The 24,473-nt window shown below is 70.4% G+C and carries 20 protein-coding genes and 1 pseudogene; all 21 read left to right on the top strand.

Annotated features, from left to right (window positions below; all coding sequences use genetic code 11):
* Positions 1-154: 154 nt before the first annotated feature.
* The 21 genes and pseudogenes from HYV93_15635 to HYV93_15735 all read left to right on the top strand — a co-directional run bounded on the left by HYV93_15635 (position 155) and on the right by HYV93_15735 (position 24,208).
* On the top strand, positions 155-1,360 hold the full coding sequence (locus HYV93_15635) for a (Fe-S)-binding protein (GenBank protein MBI2527403.1): 1,206 nt from the start codon (positions 155-157) through the stop codon (positions 1,358-1,360).
* A gap of 209 nt (positions 1,361-1,569) precedes the next feature.
* Positions 1,570-2,739, top strand: a complete 1,170-nt coding sequence (locus tag HYV93_15640; GenBank protein ID MBI2527404.1) for a YeeE/YedE family protein — start codon at positions 1,570-1,572, stop codon at positions 2,737-2,739.
* A gap of 12 nt (positions 2,740-2,751) precedes the next feature.
* Positions 2,752-3,525 carry an electron transfer flavoprotein subunit beta/FixA family protein gene (locus HYV93_15645; GenBank protein ID MBI2527405.1) on the top strand — a complete coding sequence of 258 codons (774 nt, stop codon included), beginning with the start codon at positions 2,752-2,754 and terminating at the stop codon, positions 3,523-3,525.
* A 26-nt stretch (positions 3,526-3,551) separates the two neighbouring features.
* The gene (locus HYV93_15650) at positions 3,552-4,523 is read left to right on the top strand and encodes an electron transfer flavoprotein subunit alpha/FixB family protein (protein MBI2527406.1); all 972 of its coding nucleotides are present in this window, start codon (positions 3,552-3,554) and stop codon (positions 4,521-4,523) included.
* The gene (locus HYV93_15655; GenBank protein MBI2527407.1) at positions 4,520-6,613 is read left to right on the top strand and encodes a 4Fe-4S dicluster domain-containing protein; all 2,094 of its coding nucleotides are present in this window, start codon (positions 4,520-4,522) and stop codon (positions 6,611-6,613) included. Before HYV93_15650 ends, HYV93_15655 begins: the two co-directional genes overlap by 4 nt.
* 8 nt (positions 6,614-6,621) lie before the next feature.
* Positions 6,622-7,071: a glycine cleavage system protein GcvH gene (gene gcvH / locus HYV93_15660; protein ID MBI2527408.1), complete on the top strand. Its 450-nt coding sequence runs from the start codon at positions 6,622-6,624 to the stop codon at positions 7,069-7,071.
* A gap of 64 nt (positions 7,072-7,135) precedes the next feature.
* Positions 7,136-8,416, top strand: coding sequence for an FAD-dependent oxidoreductase (locus HYV93_15665; GenBank protein ID MBI2527409.1), 1,281 nt, complete (start codon positions 7,136-7,138; stop codon positions 8,414-8,416).
* 9 nt (positions 8,417-8,425) lie between these two features.
* Positions 8,426-9,076, top strand: coding sequence for a c-type cytochrome (locus HYV93_15670; protein ID MBI2527410.1), 651 nt, complete (start codon positions 8,426-8,428; stop codon positions 9,074-9,076).
* 29 nt (positions 9,077-9,105) lie between these two features.
* Entirely contained in the window at positions 9,106-9,558 is a 453-nt protein-coding gene (locus tag HYV93_15675; GenBank protein ID MBI2527411.1) for a glycine cleavage system protein H, read from the top strand.
* A 119-nt stretch (positions 9,559-9,677) separates the two neighbouring features.
* Complete coding sequence (locus HYV93_15680; protein ID MBI2527412.1) at positions 9,678-10,169, top strand: glycine cleavage system protein H; 492 nt, start codon at positions 9,678-9,680, stop codon at positions 10,167-10,169.
* Complete coding sequence (locus HYV93_15685) at positions 10,166-11,065, top strand: radical SAM protein (protein ID MBI2527413.1); 900 nt, start codon at positions 10,166-10,168, stop codon at positions 11,063-11,065. The genes HYV93_15680 and HYV93_15685 overlap by 4 nt, the downstream gene beginning before the upstream one ends.
* 167 nt (positions 11,066-11,232) lie before the next feature.
* A complete protein-coding gene (locus HYV93_15690) occupies positions 11,233-12,366 on the top strand; it encodes a radical SAM protein (protein MBI2527414.1) in 1,134 nt (377 codons plus the stop codon).
* Positions 12,363-13,316, top strand: a complete 954-nt coding sequence (locus HYV93_15695; protein ID MBI2527415.1) for a lipoate--protein ligase family protein — start codon at positions 12,363-12,365, stop codon at positions 13,314-13,316. Before HYV93_15690 ends, HYV93_15695 begins: the two co-directional genes overlap by 4 nt.
* Before the next feature lie 34 nt (positions 13,317-13,350).
* Positions 13,351-14,130: a sulfite exporter TauE/SafE family protein gene (locus HYV93_15700; GenBank protein ID MBI2527416.1), complete on the top strand. Its 780-nt coding sequence runs from the start codon at positions 13,351-13,353 to the stop codon at positions 14,128-14,130.
* Positions 14,131-14,270: 140 nt separating this feature from the next.
* A complete protein-coding gene (locus tag HYV93_15705) occupies positions 14,271-15,272 on the top strand; it encodes a LysR family transcriptional regulator (protein MBI2527417.1) in 1,002 nt (333 codons plus the stop codon).
* Positions 15,273-15,431: 159 nt separating this feature from the next.
* On the top strand, positions 15,432-16,964 hold the full coding sequence (locus HYV93_15710; GenBank protein MBI2527418.1) for a putative sulfate exporter family transporter: 1,533 nt from the start codon (positions 15,432-15,434) through the stop codon (positions 16,962-16,964).
* Positions 16,965-17,132: 168 nt separating this feature from the next.
* Complete coding sequence (gene sat / locus HYV93_15715; GenBank protein ID MBI2527419.1) at positions 17,133-18,350, top strand: sulfate adenylyltransferase; 1,218 nt, start codon at positions 17,133-17,135, stop codon at positions 18,348-18,350.
* A 27-nt stretch (positions 18,351-18,377) separates the two neighbouring features.
* A complete protein-coding gene (gene aprB, locus HYV93_15720) occupies positions 18,378-18,851 on the top strand; it encodes an adenylyl-sulfate reductase subunit beta (GenBank protein ID MBI2527420.1) in 474 nt (157 codons plus the stop codon).
* Between the two features lie 19 nt (positions 18,852-18,870).
* Positions 18,871-20,666: pseudogene (gene aprA / locus HYV93_15725) on the top strand (adenylyl-sulfate reductase subunit alpha).
* Between the two features lie 84 nt (positions 20,667-20,750).
* Positions 20,751-22,064: a CoB--CoM heterodisulfide reductase iron-sulfur subunit A family protein gene (locus tag HYV93_15730; protein ID MBI2527421.1), complete on the top strand. Its 1,314-nt coding sequence runs from the start codon at positions 20,751-20,753 to the stop codon at positions 22,062-22,064.
* Positions 22,065-22,069: 5 nt separating this feature from the next.
* The gene (locus tag HYV93_15735) at positions 22,070-24,208 is read left to right on the top strand and encodes a hydrogenase iron-sulfur subunit (GenBank protein ID MBI2527422.1); all 2,139 of its coding nucleotides are present in this window, start codon (positions 22,070-22,072) and stop codon (positions 24,206-24,208) included.
* Positions 24,209-24,473 lie beyond the last annotated feature (265 nt).

Here is a 24,473-nt window from a genome sequence, read left to right on the forward strand (position 1 = left end):
CGTGAGGTTGCGGCGGGGGCGGGGGGGCGACAGCCCGGGTGCCCGCCCCTGGTGAAGGACACATAGCGTGGCCTACGGGCGGCAGGGGCCGGGGATCAGGGAGAAGGAGCACGCCGTCGTCGAGGGCGTCGACCTGCCGGGGCAGTGGAACCGGATGTTCGAGCCCCGCGTGATCACCGACTACGACCCGGGCGCCCTCGACGAGATCACGGCGCTCCCAGGCGGCGAGTCGCTGGGCTGGTGCTACCAGTGCGCCAAGTGCGTGGGTGTCTGCCCGGTCGACATCGTGGGCGACTACGGGCCCCGGAAGATCCACCGGGACACGCTCCGCGGGGCCTCGCTGCTCGACTCCCCGAACCTCTGGCTCTGCACCACCTGCGCCAACTGCCTCCGCGTCTGCCCGAAGGAAGTCGACATGATCCGGATCATGCCCGCGGCGCGCGAGGCGGCGATCAACGCGGGCAGGGAGATCCCCCCGGAGCTGCAGAAGGTGTTCGAGGCCGCCGATCGCTACGGCAACCCCATGGGGGAGAACCCCCGGAAGCGGGCGGACTGGATCAAGCAGGCGGGGGTGCCCGTGCCCGTCATGGCCCAGCTGAAGCGGCCGGTGGATGTGCTGTGGTACGTGGGCTCCTACCCGTCGTACCACCCGCGGGGCATGGACGCCGCGCGGGCGCTGGCGCGGATCCTCCACGCCCTCGGCGTGGACTTCGCCGTCCTCGGCGTGGAGGAAAAGGAGGACGGCGACTCGATCCGCCTCGCCGGCGAGCGGGGGCTCTTCGAGAAGCTCGCCGAGGCGAACATCAAGACCTTCGCCCGCTACCAGTTCCAGCGTCTGGTGGTCTCTGGCCCGCACGAGCTCAACGCCTTCAAGAACGAGTACCCGAAGCTGGGCGGCGAGTACCGCGTGCAGCACTACACCCAGTTTCTCGCCGAGCACCTGGAGCGGCTGCGGACGCTGATGGCGCACGCGGTCGACCGCGTGGTCACCTACCACGACCCCTGCTATCTCTCGCGCCACAACGGCGAGTACGAGGCACCGCGCACCCTCCTGCGCGCCATCCCGGGGCTGACGCTCGTGGAGATGCCGCGCAGCCGCGAGAACGGCTACTGCTGCGGCGGCGGCGGGGGCGGCATGTGGCTCGACAGCTTCTCTCGGGATCACACGACGATGCGCCTCTCCGACAAGCGCGTCATGGAGGCGGCGGAGACCGGGGCGGGGACGCTGTCGATCTGCTGTCCCTACGAGGTGTCGCGGTTCGAGGACGCCGTGAAGTCCACGGGCAACGACGGCCGGCTGGACGTCCAGGACATCGCCGAGCTGATCGACAGGTCTATCGGGATGCCTGACCGTGGATGACTTCGGGTCGCGGTTCGGCCTCTTCGCCCTGCGGGCTCTGTCCATCGGGCCTGACCGTGGATGACTTCGGGTTGCGGTTCGGCCTCTTCGCCCTGCGGGCTCTGTCCATCGGGCCTGACCGTGGATGACTTCGGGTTGCGGTTCGGCCTCTTCGCCCTGCGGGCTCATCGGGGCGCCGAGGTCAAGCCGCGTGCCGGGGTGACGGGCTGATGGGGAGCGTGCTGCGGGAGCAGTACCAGCTGCTCTTCGGGCGCGCGTGGTCGGTGTGGGCCGCCGCCCTCCTGATCGCGACGCTCAATGTCTTCCTCTTCGCCTATGACCGGCCCTGGACGGCTTCCGACGGCGCGCGCAACTGGGGGGACTGGGTCCTCGTCGGGCTCGGCGTGCTCGAGCGCCCGGACCTGATCCCGCCGTGGCTGTACTCCGGCTCCGTCCTCAACCTGGGGGTGCTGGCGGGCGCCCTGGCCGCGGCCCTGCTCTCGCGCGAGTTCGCGATCCGCGTGCCGCCGCCCGGGGAGCTGCTCAAGGGGGGGGCGGGCGGGCTCCTCATGGGGATGGGCGCCGTCCTGGCCTTCGGCTGCAACGTGGGCGGCTTCTTCAGCGCCATCAGCGCGCTCTCGCTCTCGGGACTCGCCATGATGCTCGGGCTGATCCTGGGCACCTACGCCGGGCTTCGCTACCTCCTCTGGGAGGTGGAGCGGCTGCCGGCGTTCACCCGCGGGAAGACCTACACCTTTGGCGGCTCCAGGGCCCACGGGCTCGGCACCCAGCCCTACCTCGGGGCCCTGCTTCTCCTCCTGCTCGTCCTCGCGCTTCCCTACGCGTACAGCCGCGCGGGCTATGTCCCGCAGGCCGGCTTCCTGCTCTTCGGGGTCAGCTTCGGCGTCGTCTTCCAGCGCTCCCGCTTCTGCCTCGTGCGCGCCTTCCGCGAGCCGTTCCTCACCGGGGAGGGGGATCACACGCGCGCCACCGCGCTGGCGCTCGGCGTGAGCACCATCGGCTTCACGGTCCTCAAGTTCACCGACCTCAAGGACGCGGGCGAGTGGGTCTTTCCCGGTTTCTGGCTCGGCGCGCTCCTGGGCGGCCTGGTCTTCGGCGTGGGCATGACGCTGGCCGGGGGGTGCGGGGCCGGCGCCATCTGGCGCGCGGGCGAGGGACACGTGAAGCTCTGGTGCGCCGTGGCCTGCTTCGCGGGGGGCGCCTCCGTCATGCGGCTGATCCTGGCCCAGCACGGGCTCCTGCAGAAGCTCGGCAGCGCCGTCTTCCTCCCGGCGCTGATCGGCTGGGACGGCGCGCTGGCCCTCGTCGCCGCCGTCATGGCCGGGTGGTATCTCTTCGCCACCTGGAACGAGCACACGCAGAAGTTCAGCCTGATGTAGCCGGAGACCCGCATGGACATCGTCGTGACGGTCAAGATGGTCCCCGACCTGGTGGAGGAGCTCGAGGTCAATGCCGAGGGCACCGACCTCGACCGCTCGGCGGTCCGGCTGCGCCTCAACGAGTTCGACGAGCACGCGCTGGAGCAGGCGCTCGTGCTGAAGGACAGGTACGGCGCCCGGGTGACGGTCGTCGCGCTCGACTCCGGCGACGTGGACGAGCCCCTGTTCACCTGTCTCGCCAAGGGCGCCGACCGGGCCGTGAAGGTGACGGGCGACTTCCAGGACGGGCTCTCGACCCACGGCGCCGCGGCGGTGCTGGCCCAGGTGCTGGGCGGCATCCCGCACGACCTCGTCCTGGCGGGGGTCCAGGCGCCCGACGACCGGGACGGGCAGCTCGGCGTGCTCCTGGCCGCGGCCCTCCGGCTGCCCCATGTCAGCGTCGTCACCGCGGTGGAGCCCGCGGGGGACAGGGCCGTGACGGTGCGGCAGGAGTACGCGGGCGGGGTCGTGGGCGAGCTGGAGGTGGATCTCCCGGCCGTTCTCGGCGTCCAGGCGGCGCCCCAGGCGCCGCGCTACGCGCCGGTGTCCAAGGTGCGGCAGCTGATGAAGACGGCCACGCTCGAGACCGTCGCGGCCCCGGCCGTGGAGGCCGGCGCCGGCTCCACCGTGACGCGCCTGGCCCGGCCCGAAGCGACGGGGCGCGCCGAGATCCTCGAGGGTGCGCCCGACGAAGTGGCCGACCGCCTCTACACGATCCTCGCCGACCGCGGTCTCCTCAAGCAGTGATGGGACTCAACGACAGGAGACGATCCGTGAGCAGCGATGTCGCGGTGATCATCGAGCACCTGGAAGGTGTCCTCGCCGAGGTGTCGTTCGAGATGCTCGCCAAGGGCCGGGAGCTGGCGGCGGCCGGCGGCGGCCAGCTCTGGGGCGTCCTCATCGGCCACGGCGTCACGCGGCTGGCCGGCGAGCTGGGGGCCGCCGACGGCGTGGCCGTGGTGGAGGACGAGAGGCTGGCCCATTACACCCCCGAGGCCTACGAGCGGGCCGCGGCCGCGGCGCTTCAGGCGCTCGGCCCCCGTGTGGCGCTGGTGGCCTCCTCCTCCATGGGGCTCGACCTGGCCGCGGGGCTGTCGGGGACGCTCGGCTGGCCGCTGTGCGGCTACTGCAAGGACGTCGCGCTCACGGGCGGCACGCTCAGTGCCGTGAGCCAGATCTACGGCGGCAAGCTCATGGCGACGGCGGAGGTGCCCGGGGAGCATGCCGTCTGCGCCATGCTCCCCGGGGCCGCGGCGGCCGCGGCCGGGCGCAGGCGCGGGACAGCGACGCTGCGGGAGATCCCGGCGCCGGCGCTCGACAGTCTGCGCATGCGCTTCAAGCGGCTCATCCAGCCGGAGGCCGGGGACGTGGACATCACCCGCGAGAGCATCCTCGTCAGCGTCGGCCGCGGCATCGGCTCCCAGGACAACCTCGCCGTGGTGGAGGAGCTGGCCCAGGCCCTCGGCGGCGCCGTTTCCTCGTCGCGTCCAATCGTGGATCAGGGGTGGCTGCCCAAGAGCCGTCAGGTCGGCAAGTCCGGGCTCTCGGTGAAGCCCAAGCTCTACCTGGCCGTGGGGATCAGCGGGGCGCCGGAGCACATCGAGGGCATGCGAGGCGCGGAGCTGATCGTCGCCATCAACACGGATCCGAGCGCGCCGATCTTCGACGTGGCGCATTACGGGATCGTCTCCGACCTGTTCGACGTCCTCCCGGCGCTTACTGAGAAGGTCAAGACCTCGGCGTGAGCGACCCGGCCCTTCCGGCACGGGAGGTCTTCCGGAACTTCTCGGGCGTCCTGATCGCCCTCTTCTATCTCGCCGCCGTCCTGAGCATGGCGGTTGCCGGCTGGGGGGTGTGGCTGCGCCTCCGGCGGTACCTCCGCGGCCGCCCCGTCTCGCGGTGGGACGCCCTCGGCCAGCGGTTCCTGGGCGCGGCTCTGGCGGTGGGCGCCCATACCACGCTCGCCAGGCGCCACGCCGCAGTGGGGCTCGCCCACGCGGGGATCTTCTGGGGCTTCGCCGCGCTCTTCGTGGGCACCCTCATCATCATGGTCGACTACGACATGGTGCGGCTCGTGAACCCCGCGTGGCGCTTCTGGAAGGGGTCCTTCTACCTCTGGTACTCGCTGCTGCTGGACATCCTCGGCGCGGCCTTCGTCGTGGGGCTCGCCGTCATGATGGCGCGCCGCTGGCTGGCCCGGCCTGCAGCGCTGGACTACGTCCGCCCCGACCGCGCGCCCGCCGCCTACAACCGGGCCGGGTACCTCGCCGACGACCGGCTCTTCCTCTGGCTGCTGTTCGGGATCGGCGTGACGGGGTACGCGGTGGAGGCGCTGCGCATCGCCGCCGACCGGCCGCCCTTCGAGCGCTGGTCCGTGGTGGGCTGGCAGCTCGCCAACGTCGTCGATGCCGCGGGCCTCGGGCCGGGCGCCAGCGCGCTCCATCCGTGGGGCTGGTGGTGCCACGGCGTCCTGGCGCTGGGCTTCATCGCTTATCTGCCGTACTCCAAGGCCGTGCACATGCTGGTAGACGGCGTGAACCTGCTCTTCCGCGACCCCCTGGCTGCCAAGCGGCTGCCCCCTGCGCCCGAGGCGAGCCCCGGCTACCAGAGCCTCACGGACTTCACCTGGAAGGAGTTGCTCGACCTCGACGCGTGCACCAGGTGCGGCCGCTGCCACGAGGCCTGCCCCGCCCGCGCGGCGGGAGCCCCGCTGAGCCCGCGCGACCTCATCCTCGAGCTGCGAGAGCACGCCGAGTCGACGCTTGGCGGCCGCTCCTGGTTCCGCGAGGTGCAGGCGCGCCCGGCCGACGGTGCCCTGGTGGGGGTGGTGATCCGCCCGGAGACCCTCTGGGCCTGCACCACCTGCCGGGCCTGCGTCGAGGCCTGTCCGGTCGGCATCGAGCATCTGCCGCTCATCGTCCAGCTGCGCCGCTCGCTGGTCGCCGAGGGCACCCTCGACGCCAATCTCCAGTCAGTGCTGGAGAAGATCCAGCGCTACGGCAACTCCTTCGGCCAGTCCGAGCGCAGCCGCCCGAGGTGGACGCAGGGGCTCGACTTCAAGCTCAAGGACGCGCGCAAGGAGCCGGTGGAGTGGCTCTGGTTCGTGGGCGACTACGCCTCGTACGATCCGGGGCTCCAGGGGCTCACGCGCGGGGTGGCGCGGGTCTTCCACCGGGCGGGGCTGGATGTGGGCATTCTCTACGAAGGAGAGCGCAACGCGGGCAACGACGTCCGCCGCGTGGGCGAGGAGGGGCTCTTCCAGCTCCTCGCCGAGAAGAACGCCGCCGTGCTCGCCAAGGCGCGGTTCCAGGCCATCGTCACGACCGACCCCCACTCCTACAACACGCTCAGGTTCGAGTACCCGGAGCTGGGGGCGGCGTACCCCGTCCGGCACTACACGGAAGTGCTGAGCGATCTCCTCCGCGCGGGGCTCCTGCCCCTGGCGCGCCAGCTCGAAGGGGTGGTCACCTACCACGATCCGTGCTATCTCTCCCGCTACGCGGAGGTGACCGACGCGCCGCGCCAGATCCTGGCGACGCTCGGGCTCACGCTGGTGGAGATGCCACGGAGCCGGGCCGCGAGCTTCTGCTGCGGGGCGGGGGGAGGACGCATCTGGATGAGCGACACGCGCAGGCCCGGGGTGCCGACGCCGGCCGAGCAGCGGATCGCCGAAGCCCTGGAGATCCCCGGGGTGCGGTACTTTGTCGTCGCCTGCCCCAAGGACGTGACCATGTTCCGGGACGCGGTCAAGACCGGGGGCTTCGAGGGGCGCATCGAGGTGAAGGAGATCGTGGAGCTGCTCGAGGAGGCCCACCCCGCACCTGCGGAGGCGTAGAGGCGAGCATGGCGACCCTGTTCAACTGCAACCTGCCGGAAGAGCTCTTCTACCTCATCGACAAGCACGTGTGGCTGCGGGTTTCCGTGGACGGGCCCGTCACGGTGGGCATCGACGACGTGGCCCAGAACCTGGCCGGGACCATCGTCGCCTGCACGCCGAAGAAGGCGGGGCGCGCGGTGCCCAGAGGGCAGAGCCTGGCGACCATCGAGTCCTCCAAGTGGGTGGGACCGGTGCCGAACCCCGTGACGGGGGAGATCGTGGAGGTCAACGAGGCCGTGCGGAAGAGTCCGGGGATCCTCAATCAGGATCCGTACGGGCAGGGGTGGCTGGTGCGGGTCAGGCCGACGAACTGGGAGGCGGAGAGAGCGGAGCTCGCGACCGGTGCCGAGGGGCTGGAGGCGTACCGCAGCTTCCTCGAGGCCCAGGGGATCCAGTGCCGGCCGGCCGGCGGCTGAGGGCAGGCGGCCGGAAGCGCGGTGGCGGCCACGTGAACACGCGACCACGAGGGAGGAACGAGCGATGACTCAGTTCACCCGCAGGGGGTTTCTCAGGACCGGCGCGGCCGGCGCCGGAGTCGGTGTGCTGGGCGTGACCCTGGGCGGCGGGCTCGCCGGATGCGCCGCGCCCGTCACGGGCGACATCGCCCCCGGTACGCGCCGCCGCGTGGTCGTGATCGGCGGCGGCTGGGGCGGCGCGACGGCGGCGAAGTACGTCCGCATGGGCGATCCCAGCATCGAGGTCGTCCTCCTCGAGCCCAACCGCGAGTTCGTCTCCTGCCCGTTCAGCAACCTGGTCCTGAGCGGCCTCCGCAAGATCGACAGCATCACCTTCGGCTACGAGGGCCTCAGGCGCCACGGCGTCAGGATCCTGCACGAGGCGGCCACGGCCATCGAGCCCGACCGCCGGCGCGTCCGTCTCGCCGACGGGTACCTCCAGTACGACCGCCTCATCGTCTCGCCGGGCGTCGAGTTCCAGTGGGAGCAGGTCGAGGGGCTCGCGGCCAACCAGGACAAGGTGCTGCACGCCTGGAAGGCGGGGCCGCAGACCGTCGCGCTCGCCCGGCAGCTCGAGTCCATGCGGGACGGCGGGGTCTTCGTGCTGACGGTGCCGCCCATCGCCTACCGCTGCCCCCCGGGCCCCTACGAGCGGGCCTGCATGGTGGCCTGGTACCTCAAGACCCACAAGCCCAAGAGCAAGCTCATCGTGCTCGACGCCAACCAGAACATCGTGTCCAAGACGGGCCTGTTCCGGGCGGCGTGGAAGGCCTACCCGAACCTCGAGTATCACGCCTCGAGCAAGGTGATCGCCGTGGACCCGGGCGCGCGCGAGGTCCGCACCGAGTTCGACCGGATCAAGTACGACGTGGTGAACCTCATCCCACCACAGCGCGCCGGGACCATCGCCGTCCAGGCCGATCTCGTGGGCGCCGACAAGCGGTGGTGCGAGGTGAGCCACACCACGTACGAGTCGGTGAAGCACAAGAACGTCCACGTCCTCGGAGATTCCACCATCGGGCTGCCGGTGCCGAAGTCGGGCAACGTCGCCAACGCCATGGGGAAGGTCTGTGCCATCGCGGTCGTGGCGCTCCTGAACGACAAGCCCGTGCCGTCCCTGGCGCCGGGCAACACCTGCTACAGCTGGGTGAGCGACCGGGAGGCCATCGCCGTGGTCAACGCCTACAAGATCGAGAACGGCAAGGTCGTCCAGATCGAGCAGAAGCTCACGCCGGCCCAGAGCCCCTTCGTCGCGCAGCGGGCCGAGGGGTGGGCGAAGGGCATCTGGCACGACGTGCTCGCGTGAGGGGGGGCGATGACCATGGCCACCACGACCAGCGTCGAGTTCGGAGGATCCTCCATGCACACGATGGCACGCGGGCTCCTGGCCGGAGCGGCTCTCCTCGCCGTCCTGGCCGTCTCCGACGGGTGGGCGGCCGGGCCCTTCGAGACGCCCGGCTTCACCAAGGTCTTCACCTGCGCGGTCTGTCACGGGCCCGCGGGCAACAGCGAGTCCGACAGCATGCCGATCATCGCGGGGATGGCACCGGCGTACTTCAAGAAGCAGATGCAGGCGTATGCGGGAGGCCAGCGGCCGTCGGCCGAGATGGAGCCCTACGCAAAGATGGTGATGCATCTGGGCGTCGATGACGTCGCGGCTTACTTCGCGGCGCAGAAGATGCGGCCCGCCAGGGTACCGGTCGATCCCGCCGCCGTCGAGCGCGGCCGCAGGGCGTCGGAGGCGTGCGTCGTCTGCCACGGACGGGAGGGCAAGGCCGATGTCGACAAGGGCATCCCGGCCCTGGCGGGGCAGCCTGCCGGGTACCTGCGAGAGCAGCTGACGCTGTTCAAGGCCGAAAAGAGGAACCCCAAGGATGCCCTGATCAAGTCCACGAAGGCGATGCTGGGGACCATCCCGGAGGCGACCCTGGCCGACCTGGCCGCGTACTACTCGAGCCGGAGGTAGCCGGGCCCGGCCTTCCGGGCGGTCACGCCATGGCGCTGTATCGTGGCTGCGACCTCCCCGAGGATCTGTGGTACGACGTCGACCGCGACGTCTGGGCGCGATTCGAGGCGGACGACACGGTCACGCTCGGCATGACGGACCCGGCGCAGACGCGCTGCGGCCGAGTGGTGAGCGTGCGCTTCAAGGCGGTGGGGCGCCACGTGCCGCGCGGGCAGAGCCTCGGGACCATCGAGAGCGCGAAGTGGGTCGGGCCGTTTCCCGCCGTGCTGTCGGGGGTGATCGTCGCGAACAACGAGGCGGCGTTCCGGCAGGACATCCTCGCCGCCAACAAGGATCCCTACGGCGAAGGCTGGCTGGTGCGGCTCAGGCCCGAGCGGCTCCCGGAAGAGCGCGGGGCGCTGGTCACCGGGGCCGACGCGCTCGCCCGCTACCGCGCGCGCATCGACGCCCACGCCATCAACTGCATGCGCTGTGCAGGGTGAGGCGCAGCCGAAGGCGAGCCGAACGAAACATGGAGGTGGGTCCGAGCGGAGCGAGGCGGGTGAGGCGCAGGGTTGGCGAGCCGCAGCCGAAGGCGAGGCGAGCGCATCCGGAAGAAGACATGGAGATGGATGCAGAGCGGAGCGAGGCGGATGAGCAGGTGAGGCGCATCGAGGGACACGACTTCCCCGAGGGGCTCTGGTACCAGGCGGCGGAGCACCTCTGGCTGCGGCCCGGAGAGCCGGACGGGAGCGGGCGGCGGCTGGTGACGGTGGGCCTCGACGCCCTCGGCGTGCTGGCGCTCGGCGAGGTGGTCTATGCGGAGCTCGGCGAGCGCGGCCTCGACGTCCGGGCGGGACAGGCGCTGGGCTCGCTCGAGGCCGAGAAGATGGTGCGTCCCGTGCTGGCGCCGGTGTCGGGCACCGTGGTGGAGGTCAACGACGAGCTCCAGGCGGCCCCGCGACGGCTGAACACCGATCCCTACGGCGGCGGCTGGCTGGTCCGGATCGCGGCCGGCGCCTGGGATCTGGAGGCGACGGAGTTCCTCCGGGCGCCGGGCGACGTGGAGGCGTGGGTGCGGCAGGAGCTCTCCGAGCACGAGGACAGGCGGTGACCGTCGCGCTCCGCGAGATCCACTTCTATGCCCCGGGGCTCAGGCGCTACCGGACCTCGGAGTGGACCGGGCAGGAGCCGGGGCGCTTCGTGTCCGTGTCCGTGACGGGTGCCGCGTGTGCGCTGCAATGCGATCACTGCCAGTCGAAGGTGCTCGAGGGGATGTGGTCGCTCGGGGGCGCGACGCTCTACGATGTCGCGCTGGAGGCCCGGGAGCGGGGGGCGCGCGGGATCCTGGTCTCCGGCGGCTCCGACCGGCGCGGGCGCGTCCCGTTGCTCCGGCACGTGCCGGACCTCAAGCGGATCCGGCAAGAGCTGGGCCTGCTGGTCCGCCTGCATCCCGGCTTGCCTGACGAGGAGACGGCGGCGGCGCTCGGCGAGGTGGGTGTGGATGGTGCCATGCTCGACATCATCGGCGCCCAGGAGACCATCCGGGAGATCTACCACCTCGACGTCCCCGTCGGGGAGTACGCGGCCGTGCTCGAGCGGCTGGACGCCCACGGGGTCCCGCTGGTGCCCCACATCATCCTGGGGCTCCACCGCGGCCGCATGCTGGGGGAGTGGACGGCGCTCTCCATGGTGGCGCGCCATCGCCCCCGGCTGCTGGTCCTCGTGGTGCTGATGCCGATGACAGGCACGGCCATGCGGGACGTGACGCCGCCGTCAGTGGCCGAGGTCGGCGCCTTCTTCCAGACGGCGCGCGCCGCCATGCGGGAGACGCCCATCGCCCTCGGCTGCGCTCGCCCCCTGGGCCCGGTCAAGGCCGAGATCGACCGGTGCGCCGTGGAGGCGGGGCTCGACGGTATCGCCTATCCGGCCGAGGGCATCGTGGCCTATGCGCGGTCCCGCGGCCTGACGCCCCGCTTTCACGACGCCTGCTGCGGTATTGATTGGTGAGCCGAAGCCGAAGGCGAGGCGAACGGATATGGAGGAGCAGTGGCGAGCGTCAGCGAGCCGGGGGAGCCGAAGCCGAAGGCGAGGCGAATGAAATATGGAGAATCCCCGAGCGTCAGCGAGCCGGGGGAGCCGAGGCCGAAGGCGAGGCGAACGGATATGGAAGAGCGGTGGCGAGCGTCAGCGAGCCGGGTGACGACATGACCACGGAAACCGTCGGCGGAAAGAAGACGAAGCTCGCGCTGCTGGAGCACGCGGAGCGGACGCTGCCGAGCCCCGACCACGTGCGGATCAGCGTGGCGGCCGCCATGTCCATCGGGCTCCGGCCGGGCCTCTTCTTCCGCAACGCCAGCTGCGACTGCGTGAACCTGCTGCTCAACTACCCCGAGGGCTGTTACGCCAACTGCACCTACTGCGGGCTGGCCCGGGAGCGCCCGGGACTCGCCCAGGATAACACCTTCATCCGCGTGGGCTGGCCTGTCTACCCCACCGAGCGCGTGGTGCAGGCCATCGCCGAGAGCGAGGCGCGGGTGGGGCGGGTCTGCATCGCCCAGGTGCAGGACCGGCGTGCCTACCCGGATCTCCTCGACATCGCGGGCCGCCTCAGGCGCCGGTCGTCGGTGCCCATCTCGGCCCTCGTCTCGGCCACGCTGCTCGACGAGGAGAAGCTCCTCGCGATCCGGGAGGCGGGGGTGGACATCGTCGGCGTGGGACTGGATGCCGCCAGCGAGGAGGTCTTCCATCGCACGCGGGGCCGGGGCGCGCGCGGGCCCCACTCGTGGGCGCAGCACTGGGAGATCATCCGGCTGGCTCGCAAGCACTTCGGCCCGATGAAGGTGAACTGTCACGTCATCGTGGGGCTCGGCGAGACGGACGCGGAGCTGATCGACCTCTTCTATCGGGTGCGAGCCGAGGAGATCGCCGCGTATCTGTTCTCCTTCAACCCCGAGCCTGGAACCGACATGGCCGGGGCGCCGCGCGCCCCCATCGCGCGGCTCCGGCGCATCCAGCTCACCAAGCACCTGATCGAGGAGCGCGGGTTGCCGCGCGAGGCCATCGAGTGTGACGAGGCGGGCGCGCTCCTCCGCGTGCATGCGCCGCGAGCGCTCATCGAGGAATGCATCGCCGCCGGGACGCCGTTCATGACCGATGGCTGCCCCGACCGCACCGGCAGGATGGCCTGCAACCGGCCCTTCGGCAGCTACCGCCCGGGCGAGGAGTTCCGCGACTACCCGTTCCGGCCTACCGAGGACGACATCGCCGTGATCCGCGCCGAGGCCGCCTTCGACGAGGTCACCGGGTGACCGACCATCCCGTTCGCCTCCTCGACCTCGGCGAGGTCTCCCCGCTCCGCTCGCAGGCCCTCTACCACGGCCTGGGCGAGAGCATGAATGAGCAGTCGCCGGACACCATCGTGCTCTGCCATCCCGCCGCGCCGTACTTCTCGGTGGGCCATCACCACGCTCCGGCCGACGAGCTCGACCTCGAGTGGTGTCGCGCCAGCGGCTACCCCGTCCTCCGGCGGCGCATCGGCGGCGGCACGGTCTTCCTCGATCGGAGCCAGCTCTTCTACCAGTGCATCTTCCACCGCAGGGGCGCGCCGCTGATGGTGGAGGGGATTTACCGCCGCTTCCTGATGCCGGCGGTCGAGGCGCTGCGTGGGCTCGGGCTCCCCGCGAGCCTCGAGGGCATCAACGAGATCGAGGTGGCGGGTCGGAGGATGGCGGGCACGGGCGGCGGGCAGATCGGCGAGGCGGTGGTCGTGGTCGGCAACGTGCTCTTCGACTTTCCCGCCTCCGTGATGGGGCGCGCGTGGCGTGCCCCCTCCCCCCAGTTCCGGCGGCTCGCCGAGGAGGGGCTGCGGCTCCACGTCGGGACGTTGGGCGCGGCGCTGCCGTCTCCGCCGGCCCAGGCCGGGATGCGGGAGCGGCTCGTCGCCTCCTACGAGACGGGCCTCGGCCGCCCCCTCGTCCGGGGCCGGCTGACGCCGGCGGAGACGGCCGCGGTGAGGGCCGAGGAGGAACGCCTCGCCCGGCCTCCCGAGCGCTCCCGCGCGCCGGGGCGGCCGCTCACCCGGGTCAAGGTCACGCGCCGCGTCTCGGTCCACGAGTGGACGTGGCGCGCGGGCGAAGGAGAGACCCGGGTCACCGCCCGCGTGGCCGATCGCCACATCGAGGAGCTCGTGGTCGCCGGGGCGCCGCTGGCGCCCGACGACGCCCGCCGGCGCGTGCTCGAGGCGCTGAGTGCGGGATGAGGGACCACCTGGAGGCAAGCCATGTTGCGGACCGATGGACCTGCTGATCGCGGTGCCGCTCGGCTTCGTCCTGGGTTTCCTGATCGGTCTGACCGGCGTCGGCGGAGGCGCCCTGGTCGCGCCCGCCCTGTACGTGGTGCTGGGGCTCCCTTACGGAGAGGCCGTGGCCCTGTCGCTGATCTACTCCCTCTTCACGAAGGTCGTGAGCGGTGTCCAGCACATGCGCCAGGGAACGGTTCTGTGGAAGGTGACCCTGCTGTACGGGCTCCTGGGAATCCCGGGAGCCATCCTGGGATCGCGGCTGGTCTACCTGGCCGACGCGGGGCTGCAGCGCCTCTTCCCCCTGATCATGGGGGGCGTCCTGCTCGTGGTCTCCGCGCTCATGCTGATGGAGACGGGCATGCGCTCCCTGGCGGCCCGCCCGAAGCCCTTCTCCCCCCACGAGGTCGGCTGGCAGGGCGTCGCGGGCATCGCCGCGCTCCAGCTCTTCGTGGGCGTCCTCCTGGGGATCACCTCCGTCGGCGCGGGCAGCATCATCATCCTCTCCATGGTCTTCCTCTTCCGGATGACCGCCCGCGAGATCGTCGGCTCCAACATCATCATTGCGCTCATCATGGTCGTCCCCGCGGGATTCGCCCACTACCTTGCCGGCGGGGTGGACTGGCGGCTCCTGGGCCTGCTGCTGCTGGGCTCCTTCGGGGGGGCGGTGCTGGGATCCAAGTCCACGATGTTGCTGCCGGACCGGTTACTGAAGCTCGCCATGGTCACCCTCATCGTCGGAGGAGCCCTCTCGACCATCGCCAAGGCGTGGTGAGGTGAGGCATCTGGAGGGCAGCGTCTACCCTACTTGACCTGGTGCGCGGTGCGTCATGGGCAGATACTTATGGACTTTGGCCAGATTATTTATTTGCCCTGGCCCCCGGCTACTGACATCCTTCTGCAGGTCACCGACCAATGAACCTGCACCACCTCCGGATCTTCTACACCGTCGCGCAGCGCAGGAGCATCACGGCGGCGGCCGAGGACCTTCTCCTCAGCCAGCCTGCGGTGAGTCTGCAGCTCAAGGCCCTCGAGAAGGAGCTGGGCATGCCGCTCTTCCAGCGCGGCGGCTCGAAGCTGGCGCTCACCCAGGCCGGCGAGGTGCTCTATCGCTCCGCCGTGTCCATCCTCCACGCCAAGGAGGAGGTCGAGCGCTCCATCGGCGAGCTGCGCGACGGGACCAAGGGCCGGCTGATCCTCGGCGCGGGGACGACGGGGGGGATGTACGTGCTCCCGAGAATCGTCCAGGCCTACAAGGGGCTCTGGCCGGAGACCGAGATCGTCTTCCACATCGGGAACACCGACCACATTCTCGAGAAGCTCCTGGAGAACGTCGTGGACATGGGGCTCGTCGGCGGGCCCATCGACGACCGGCGCTTCGTCGTCGAGCCTGTCTGCCCCGACGAGCTGGTTCTCATTGCGGCGCCGACGCACCCCATCGTGTCGCTTGGCAAGGTGACCCTCAAGGACCTGGCAGGGCTGCCGTTCATCGTGCCCGAAGCGGGGTCCCGGACCCGCCAGCTCGTCGAGCGCAACTTCCGGGACGCGGGGGTGCCCTTCAAGATCGCCATGCAGCTGTCGGGCACCGAAGGCGTCAAGCGGGGGGTCGAGGCGCGTCTCGGTGTGGGCATGGTCTCGCGCTACGCGGTCGAGTCCGAGTGCCAGCACGGTGTGCTCCAGCGCGTGCCCATCGAGGGGTGGGGGATCACGCGCACCATGAACCTCGTCTACCGGAACCAGAAGTACTTCTCCCCGGTGGGGGAGCGCTTCCGCGACTTCGCGAAGTCCTACGGGGAGCGTCATCTCGGTCAGCCCGTGGCCTCGACACCGCGCGGCGAGGTCGGGGGCCCGCGCGGTCCGGGAGGCGCGCGCCGCGCCGGCGGACGGGCCAGAGGGGTCCGCAGCGATCGGGAGTGATGCCCGGGAGCCGGCGAACCCGGTGCGGATGGAGGTGATGCCCGACCGGAGCTCCACGCAGGGATCGCAGTGGAGGCAGTGATTGCCCCGGGGGCAGGGGCGCCGGGAGCGGAGGAGCGGCAGAACGCTGCCCGGATCCGTTCCTGGGAGGAGCGAGCCATGGCAGAGGCGAGAGGCGGGTCGGCGCTGCTGAGAACCGAGGACTGGCTGGCGGTATGGCTGGGGTTCCTGATCATCGTGCTCGTGCTGGTCGGGGTGAGGCCGGACATGCCCAAGTTCCGGTGGGCCACCGCCGCCGGCTTCACGGCCACCGCGGCCGAGGCGCGACCGGCCGTCGAGAAGCTGGCCGGGGATGCCGCCGCCAAGGGGGAGCAGGAACTGGCGACGGCCGCAACCACCCTGGCGACGGCCATCGGGGCCGGCGACCGTTCGGCGATCGGAGGCGCGGCCAAGGGGTTGGGCGAGGCGGCGGGCAAGAGCAAGGACGCCGCGCTCAAGAAGAAGGGCAGTGACCTTGCCAGGAAGATCGGCGGCGATGCCGGCGCCGTCGTGGGCAAGGTCTTCTCCGGCGAGAACATCTGGAAGGCCGTGGTCGTGGGCATCGGCTACCTCGTCCTCGCCGCCATCGGTATCGCCCTCATGGGCGGCAGCGTGGGCAAGTTCGTCGTGGGCTTCCCCGTCGTCTACGCGCTGGCCTGGCTGTCCCAGGTGATCGCGGGCAACTCCACGATCAACTACTGGGGGTTCGAGTACGTCATCTTCGCGCTCGTGATCGGGCTCCTGATCAGCAACACGGTGGGCATCCCGGACTGGCTCAAGGAGGGCGTCCGGACCGAGTACTACATCAAGACAGGGCTCGTCATCCTGGGCGCGGGCATCCTCTTCCTGGAGATCGTCCAGGCCGGGGCGCTGGGCATCGTCCAGGCGGTGCTCGTGGTCGGCGTCATCTGGTACATCTGCTTCTGGCTATGCCGGAAGATGCGCGTGGACGACGACTTCGCGGCCATGCTCTCGACGGCGGTGTCCATCTGCGGCGTCTCGGCCGCCATCGCCGCCTGCGGGGCCATCCAGGGGGACAAGAAGAAGCTCTCGTACGTCACCTCGCTGGTGCTGATCGTGGCCGTCCCCATGATGGTCCTCATGCCCTGGGCCGTGAAGTTCTTCGGCATCCCGGAGATCGTCGGCGGGGCCTGGCTCGGCGGGACGCTCGACACGAGCGGCTCCGTGGTGGCGGCGGGTGCTCTCATCAGCGAGCCCGCCATGAAGGCCGGCGTCATCGTCAAGTTCTCCCAGAACGTGCTCATCGGCGTGGCCGCCTTCCTGCTGTCGGTGTGGTGGACGTTCAAGGAGGGCGCGAAGACCGGCGAGCGGCCGAGCGCCGGCGTGATCTGGGAGCGCTTCCCGAAGTTCGTCCTGGGGTTCGTGGTCGCGTCGATCGTGTTCTCCTTCATCCTCGACGCGGCCACCGTGGGCGCCACCAAGGGGTCACTGGGCGGGATGCGGACCGTGTGGTTCGCCCTGGCCTTCATCTGCATCGGCCTCGAGACGCGCTTCACCGACCTGGTTTCGATGGAGGGCGGCCGGCCGGCCGGGGCCTTCCTCGTCGCCCAGGCGATCAATGTCATCTGGACGCTGATCCTGGCGTTCCTGCTGTTCGGAGGTGTGCTCTTCGCGGCGCCGGTGATCAAGTAGGAGGGCGCCACAGCAGCTTTCGAGAGCCGTCGCCCCGCGCGCGACCCGCCCGGCACCGGAAGAGTGCGAGCGATGACCGATCGCCTGGCGCTCTCGGCGCCGGTGCAGGTGCGCGCGGCGGCGGCGGAGGTGTTCGCGCTGGTGAGCGATCTGAACGAGGGAGCGAGCATGAGCCTGGTGAACCCACACGGCAGGGACAAGCGCCTGAAGCCGCTGCTGCTCGGCGGCCAGGAGTGCGAGGAGGCGACGCGCAGGGCCCGGGGCCTCCCGCGCCTGGCGATCAGCTCGCGCGAGACCTCCGACCTCATCATGCTGGGCATCGGCGCCTTCACGCCGCTCGAGGGCTTCATGGGGCGGGCGGACTGGCAGGGGGTCTGCGACGAGTACCGCCTGGCCGACGGGACCTTCTGGCCTGTCCCCATCACCCTCTCCACGACGCGCGAGGAGGCCGGGCGGGTGCGGGACGGCCAGGACGTCGCCCTCGTGGACGGGGAGAGCGGCGAGCTGATGGGCACGCTGACCGTCCGCGAGCGGTACGCCATCGACCGGGCCCACGAGTGCAAGCAGATCTTCCGGACCGACGATCCCGCCCACCCGGGTGTCGCCAACGTCATGGGACAGGGCGAGGTGAACCTGGCGGGCGAGGTCCGCGTGCTGAGCGAGGGGCGGTACCCCGCGCAGTACGCGGGGCTCTACATGCGACCCGAGGAGACGCGGAAGCGGTTCGCCGAGAAGGGGTGGAGCACGGTGGCGGCGCTCCAGCTCCGGAACCCCATGCACCGCTCCCACGAGTACCTGGCGAAGATCGCCGTGGAGATCTGCGACGGGGTGCTCATCCAGCAGATCCTGGGCAAGCTGAAGCCCGGCGACATCCCGGCCGAGGTGCGCGTCCGCGCCGTGGACACGCTCGTCCGGCACTACTTCGTGAAGGACACCTGCATCCAGGCCGGCGTGCCGCTGGAGATGCGCTACGGCGGGCCCCGCGAGGCGCTGCTCCACGCCGTCTTCCGCCAGAACTTCGGCTGCAGCCATCTCCTCGTCGGCCGGGACCACGCGGGCGTCGGCGAGTACTACGGGCCCTTCGACGCGCAGAAGATCTTCGACGAGATCCCGAAGGGCTCGCTCGAGCTCAAGCCGCTCAAGATCGACATGACCTTCTACTGCAGGAGGTGCGACGGCATGGCGACGGGGCGGACGTGCCCGCACGGCAAGGAGGACCGGCTGGCGGTGAGCGGCACGATGCTGCGGAAGACGCTGTCCGAGGGCGGCGAGGTGCCGGAGCACTTCAGCCGGCCCGAGGTGCTGGCCATCCTCAAGGACTACTACGCCACGCTCGAGGACAAGGTGGAGGTCAAGCTCCACAAGTACGCCAAGGGCGAGAAGTAGCGCCCCAACCAACCAGGAGGAGGAGTGATGCCGACATTCGTGAACCCGGACAAGTGCGACGGATGCCGCGGGCTGGCGCGCACGGCCTGCATGTACATCTGTCCCAACGACCTCATGAAGTACGACCCGGAGCTGGGGAAGGCCTACAGCAAGGAGCACGGGATGGCCTTCAACCAGGAGCCCGACGCCTGCTGGGAGTGCTTCTCGTGCGTGAAGGCCTGCCCGCAGGGCGCCATCACCATGCGCGGCTACGCCGACGTGGTGCCGCTGGGCGGCTCGCTGGTCCCCCTGCGCGGGACGGACGCCATCATGTGGACGGCCAAGTACCGCGACGGCCAGATCAAGCGGTTCAAGTTCACGATCCGGACCACGGCGTGGGGCTCCATCGACCCGTTCAAGGACGCGCCCGCGCCGCCGGCCGACAAGATCAAGACACAGGAGCTGTACGCCGAGGGCAAGTGGCTCATGGTGGACAAGCTCCCCACCCCTACCAAGAACTGACCAGCGAGGGCTCAGAGAGATGGCTCAGCCAGAAACGGAAGTCGTCGAGACCGATGTCTTGATCCTGGGCGGGGGCATGGCCGGCTGCGGGGCCGCCTTCGAGGCGGCCTACTGGGCCCGAGCCCAGGGCCTCCGGGTGGTGCTGGTGGAGAAGGCGGCGGTGGAGCGCAGCGGCGCGGTGGCCATGGGGCTCTCCGCCATCAACCTCTATCTCGGCATGCGCTGGAACCAGAACCAGCCCGAGGACTTCGTCCACTATGTGCGCCAGGACCTCATGGGGATGTCGCGGGAGGACCTGGTGTACGACATCGCCCGCCACGTGGACTCCTCGGTGCACATGTTCGAGGAATGGGGCCTGCCCATCTTCAAGAACGCCGACGGCACCTACAAGCGCGAGGGCCGCTGGCAGATCATGATCCACGGGGAGTCCTACAAGCCCATCGTGGCCGAGGCGGCCAAGACGGCCGTGGGCGAGCAGAACGTCTACGAGCGCATCTTCGCCGCCCGGCTCCTGCTGGACCCCAAGGACCCCGGCCGCATCGCGGGGGCCATCGGCTTCAGCGTGCGCGACAACAAGATCTACGTCTTCAAGGCGCGCGCCGTCATCGTGACGGCCGGCGGGGCCACGGGGGTCTTCCGCCCGCACGCCCACGCCGAGGGGCTCGGCCGGATCTGGTACGCCCCGTGGAACACCGGGTCGGCCTACAGCCTGATGATCCAGGCTGGCGCCACGATGACGCAGATGGAGCACCGGCTGGTCGTGGCGCGCTTCAAGGACGGCTACGGCCCGGTGGGGATGTGGTTCCTCCTCTTCAAGGCCGTCCTGGAGAATGCCAAGGGAGAGAACATCGAGCAGAAGTGGGCTCACCTCCTCGAGGAGTGGAAGCCCTACGGCACCGGCAAGCCGATCCCGACGCCGCTCCGGAACCACCAGATGGTCGCCGACTTCCGGGCGGGGGGGGCGCCCTTCTACCTCCGCACGGACACGGCGCTGCAGCGCATGTACGCGGAGGTCGGCAAGGATCCCAAGAAGATGCGCGAGATCGAGGCCGATGCCTGGGAGGACTTCCTCGACATGACCATGTCCCAGGCGCTGATCTGGGCCTCGGACAACATCGACCCGGCCAAGACGCCGTCGGAGATCGTGCTCACCGAGCCGTACCTCATGGGCTCGCATGCCTCGGGGACGGGGGCCTGGGTGAGCGGGCCCGAGGACGTGGCCCCGAAGGAGTACTTCTGGGGCTACAACCGCATGACGACGGTGAAGGGGCTCTTCGCCGCGTGGCCTACGTCATGGACAGCGGCGCCGCAGCGAGCGTGGACCAGGACCAGGTCGAGGCCGTCAAGGCCGAGCTCTGGGCGCCCTTCGAGGTCTACGAGAAGGGGCGCAAGGCCTCCACGACGGAGGAGATCAACCCCAACTACCTCTTCCCGAAGATGGCGTTGCACCGGCTGCAGAAGATCATGGACGAGTACGCGGCGGGCCAGGGCTCGCAGTACATCACCACGGCGGGGATGCTCACCAAGGGGCTCGAGCGGATGCAGTACCTCCGCGAGGATCTCTCCAAGCTCGCGGCCCGGGACCTCCACGAGCTCATGCGCTGCTGGGAGATCTGGGACCGGGTGTGGTGCGCCGAGGCGCACATGCAGCACATGCTCTTCCGGCAGGAGACGCGGTGGCCGGGGTATTACTACCGTCCGGACTTCCCGTCGCTGGACGACCAGAACTGGCGCGTGTTCGTCAACTCCCGCTACGACGCGGCCGCCCGCGCCTGGAAGCTGGAGAAGACGCCGTTCCTCACCAACATCTCGTAGCCGCCTGAGGCGAGTTCGGGGTCGAGCGCGGCGGGGAACCCGAGCAGGGCTCCCCGCCGCCCGACGCAGAAAGGGTCTGTGCCCATGACGCAGTCGACCGTGGAAGGGGCGGCGCGGGCGGCGGAGACGGTGCCGTCGGTGCACCGCAGCATCCTCGTGATCGGCGGGGGTATCGCCGGGATCACGGCGGCGGTGGAAGCGGCGGAGGCCGGCTACCAGGTCTACATCGTCGAGAAGAACCCGTATCTCGGCGGGCGGGTGGCGCAGCTCAACAAGTACTTCCCCAAGCTCTGCCCCCCGTACTGCGGGCTCGAGATCAACTTCCAGCGGATCCGCAAGGAGCCCCGGGTGCGCTTCTTCACCCTCGCCGAGGTCGAGCGCCTCACGGGCCGCACGGGGCAGTTCGAGGCGACGCTCGTGCTCCACCCACGCTACGTCAACGACCGGTGCACGGCCTGCGGCGACTGCGTCCGCGTCTGTCCCGTGGACCGGCCCAACGCCTTCAATTACGGGATGGACACCACGAAGGCCATCTACCTGCCCCACGAGCTGGCTGTCCCCATGAAGTACGTCATCGACGGCACGGCCTGCAAGATGGCCGAGTGCGCCAGGTGCGTGGAGGCCTGCGGCTACGGCGCCATCGACCTCGCCATGCAGCCGCGCACCCTCACGCTCCAGGTGGGGGCGGTGGTGGTGGCGACCGGCTGGAAGCCCTACGACGCCGGCCGCATCGACAACCTGGGTTTCGGCCGCTACCCCGACGTCATCACCAACGTCATGATGGAGCGCCTGGCCGCCCCCAACGGCCCCACGAAGGGACAGATCCTGCGCCCGTCCGACGGCAAGCCCGTCGAGAGCGCCGCCTTCGTCCAATGCGCGGGGTCGCGCGACGTGAACCACCTGGGCTACTGCTCCGGCATCTGCTGTCTGGCCTCGCTGAAGGAGGCGACCTACCTGCGGGAGCAGAACCCCACCGCCAAGGCCCACGTCTTCTACATCGATCTCCGGACGCCGGGCACCTACGACTTCTTCGCCAGGAAGGTCCTGGCCGATCCGAATGTTTCGATCACGAACGGCAAGGTGGCCCGGATCGTCGAGGATCCCGCCACCCGCCGCCTGACCGTGGAGGCCGAGGACATCCTGTCCGCCGCGAAGACGACGGTGACGGTGGACCTCGTCGTCCTGGCCAGCGGCATGGTCTCGAGCCTCGAGGGGACAGCGCCGTCGGCCGGGGTGGGGCTCGATGCGGACGCGTTCGTCGTGCCCGACGCCTCCGGCGAGGGAATCGTGGCGGCGGGCTCCGCGCGCAGCCCCGGGGACGTGGCCACGGCCACCCAGGAAGGGACCGCCGCCGCGCTCCGGGCCATCCAGGCGATCCAGGCGGCGGCACGGAGATGACCCCCGTGGAGAAGAAGCTCGGGATCTACGTCTGCAGCGGATGCGGGATCGGCCAGTGCGTGGACGCGGACAAGGTCGCGCAGATCGCGCGCGACACGGCCCAGGGCGCGGCCGTGAGGACGTCCCCGGCCTTCTGCCTCGAGGATGTCCGGCTGATCCGGGAGGACGTCGAGCGCGAGGGCGTGAACACCGTCGTCATCGCCGCCTGCTCCCCCCGCGTGAACACGGATGTCTTCGCCTTCCCCGGGGCGACCGTCGACCGGGTGAACCTCCGCGAGCAGGTGGCCTGGAGCCATCCTCCGGGGCACGAGGAGACCCAGGCGCTGGCGGAGGACGCACTCCGGATGGGCCTCGCCCGCGCCCAGAAGCTCAAGCTCCCGACGCCCTTCACCGAGGCGCAGGAGCGGAGCGTGCTCGTGGTGGGCGGGGGCGTGGCGGGGCTCAACGCGGCGCTGGGCGCCGCGGAGGCCGGCGCCCGCGTGCTCCTCGTGGAGAAGGCGCCGCGGCTCGGCGGCTTCGCCCTCAGGCTCGGGAAGCAATACCCGAAGCGGCCGCCGTACCACGACCTGGAGGAGGTGGCCGCGGAGGCCCTCGTCGGCCGGGCCGAGACCCATCCCGCCATCGAGGTCCTCACCGGCGCCGAGGTGCAGGGCATTGCCGGTCAGCCCGGCAAGTTCGAGGTGACCCTCACGCGGAACGGGGAGCCGCGCGCCGCCACCGCAGGCGCTGTCGTCTGGGCCACCGGGTGGAAGCCCTTCGCCCCCGCTGCCCTCGAGCGCTACGGCCACGGCCGCTGCCAGAACGTCATCACGAGCGTGGCCCTCGAGGACATGGCCCGCGCGGGCGCCATCGCCCGCCCCTCGGATGGCCGGACGCCCCGCTCGGTGGCCATCCTGCTGTGCGATGGCGCGGAGGACGCGGACAACGTCAAGCACAGCGGTTCCGTGACCTACCTGGTTGCCCTCAAGCAAGCCGCCTACATTCGCGCCCAGCACCCGGACACGTGCGTCTACGTCGTCTACCGGGACATGCAGACGCCGGGGCAGCACGAGTACTTCTACAAGGCGGTGCAGGAGGATGCCGGCGTGATGCTGACCCGCGGGCGTGTGGCCGGCGTCTCCGCCGCCGCCGACGGCGGCGTGGTCGTGGATCTCGAGGACTCGCCGCTGGGCGGCCCCGTGCGGCTCGAGGCGGACCTGCTGGTCCTCTCGGTGGGCATGGCCCCCGTGTCCTCGGAGGACGAGGGGCTCAACCTCACGTATCTGCAGGGCAAGGGCCTCCCCCTCTCGCGGTACGGGTTCGCCGACTCGAACTTCATCTGCTTCCCGTACGAGACGCGGCGGACGGGCATCTACTCGGCCGGCTGCGTCCGCAAGCCCATGGATCTCCAGGCGGCGGCCACCGATGGCGCGGCCGCCGCGCTCAAGGCGATCCAGGTGACGGAGAAGGCCGCACTGGGGGCGGCCGTGCACCCGCGGGTCGGGGATCTTTCCTTCCCGAGCTTCTTCCTGCAGAAGTGCACGATGTGCGGCCGCTGCAGCCAGGAGTGCCCGTTCGGCGCCATCGAGCTCGTGCCGGAGAAGAACACCCCCTTCGTCGTCACCAACCGCTGCCGCCGCTGCGGGACCTGCATGGGGGCCTGCCCGGTGCAGATCATCTCCTTCGACGACTACTCGGTGGACATGGTGGCCTCCATGATCAAGGCCGTGGAGGTGCCCGAGGGAGACGACGACAAGCCGCGGATCCTGGTCCTGGCCTGCGAGAACGACGCCTACCCGGCGCTGGACATGGCAGGGATCGACCGCCTGTCACTGCCGGCCTCGCTCCGGATCATCCCGGTGCGCTGCCTCGGCTCGGTCAACGCCATCATGGCCGCCGATGCCTTCTCCAAGGGCTTCGACGGCGTCGTCCTCCTCGGCTGCAAACCCGGCGAGGACTACCAGTGCCACTCCATCAAGGGCAGCGAGCTCTTGACCACGCGGATGGACAATGTCCGCGAGACGCTCGGCCGCCTCATGCTCGAGCCCGAGCGCGCGCAGGTGATGGAGACGGCCATCTCCGACTTCGCCGCGCTCCCCGGCAAGCTCGCCCGGTTCGTGGAGTCCATGAAGGCCATCGGCCCGAACCCCATGAAGGGCTTCTAGTGGCCTGTCCCAGCAGTTTGGCGACGAACTCCCGGGCGAGACTGGGGGCGCCCGCTCCCGAACACGCTCCCTCGCGGGCGCGCAGCGTCCAGTCGCAACGAGCCACGGGACGCAGGTTGCGGGCTTCGGCGACCCGCAGAAGCCACGGTTCGGGAGCGTGCGCCCCCAGCCCCGCCCTCACCCGTCTCAGCGACTTCTGGGACAGGATACTGGCATCCTGCCTCAGGAGTTCATCGACAGGCGGCGCCCGGTGGGGCAGGGGGCC

The organism is Candidatus Rokuibacteriota bacterium, from assembly GCA_016188005.1.
Lineage (GTDB): Bacteria > Methylomirabilota > Methylomirabilia > Rokubacteriales > CSP1-6 > UBA12499.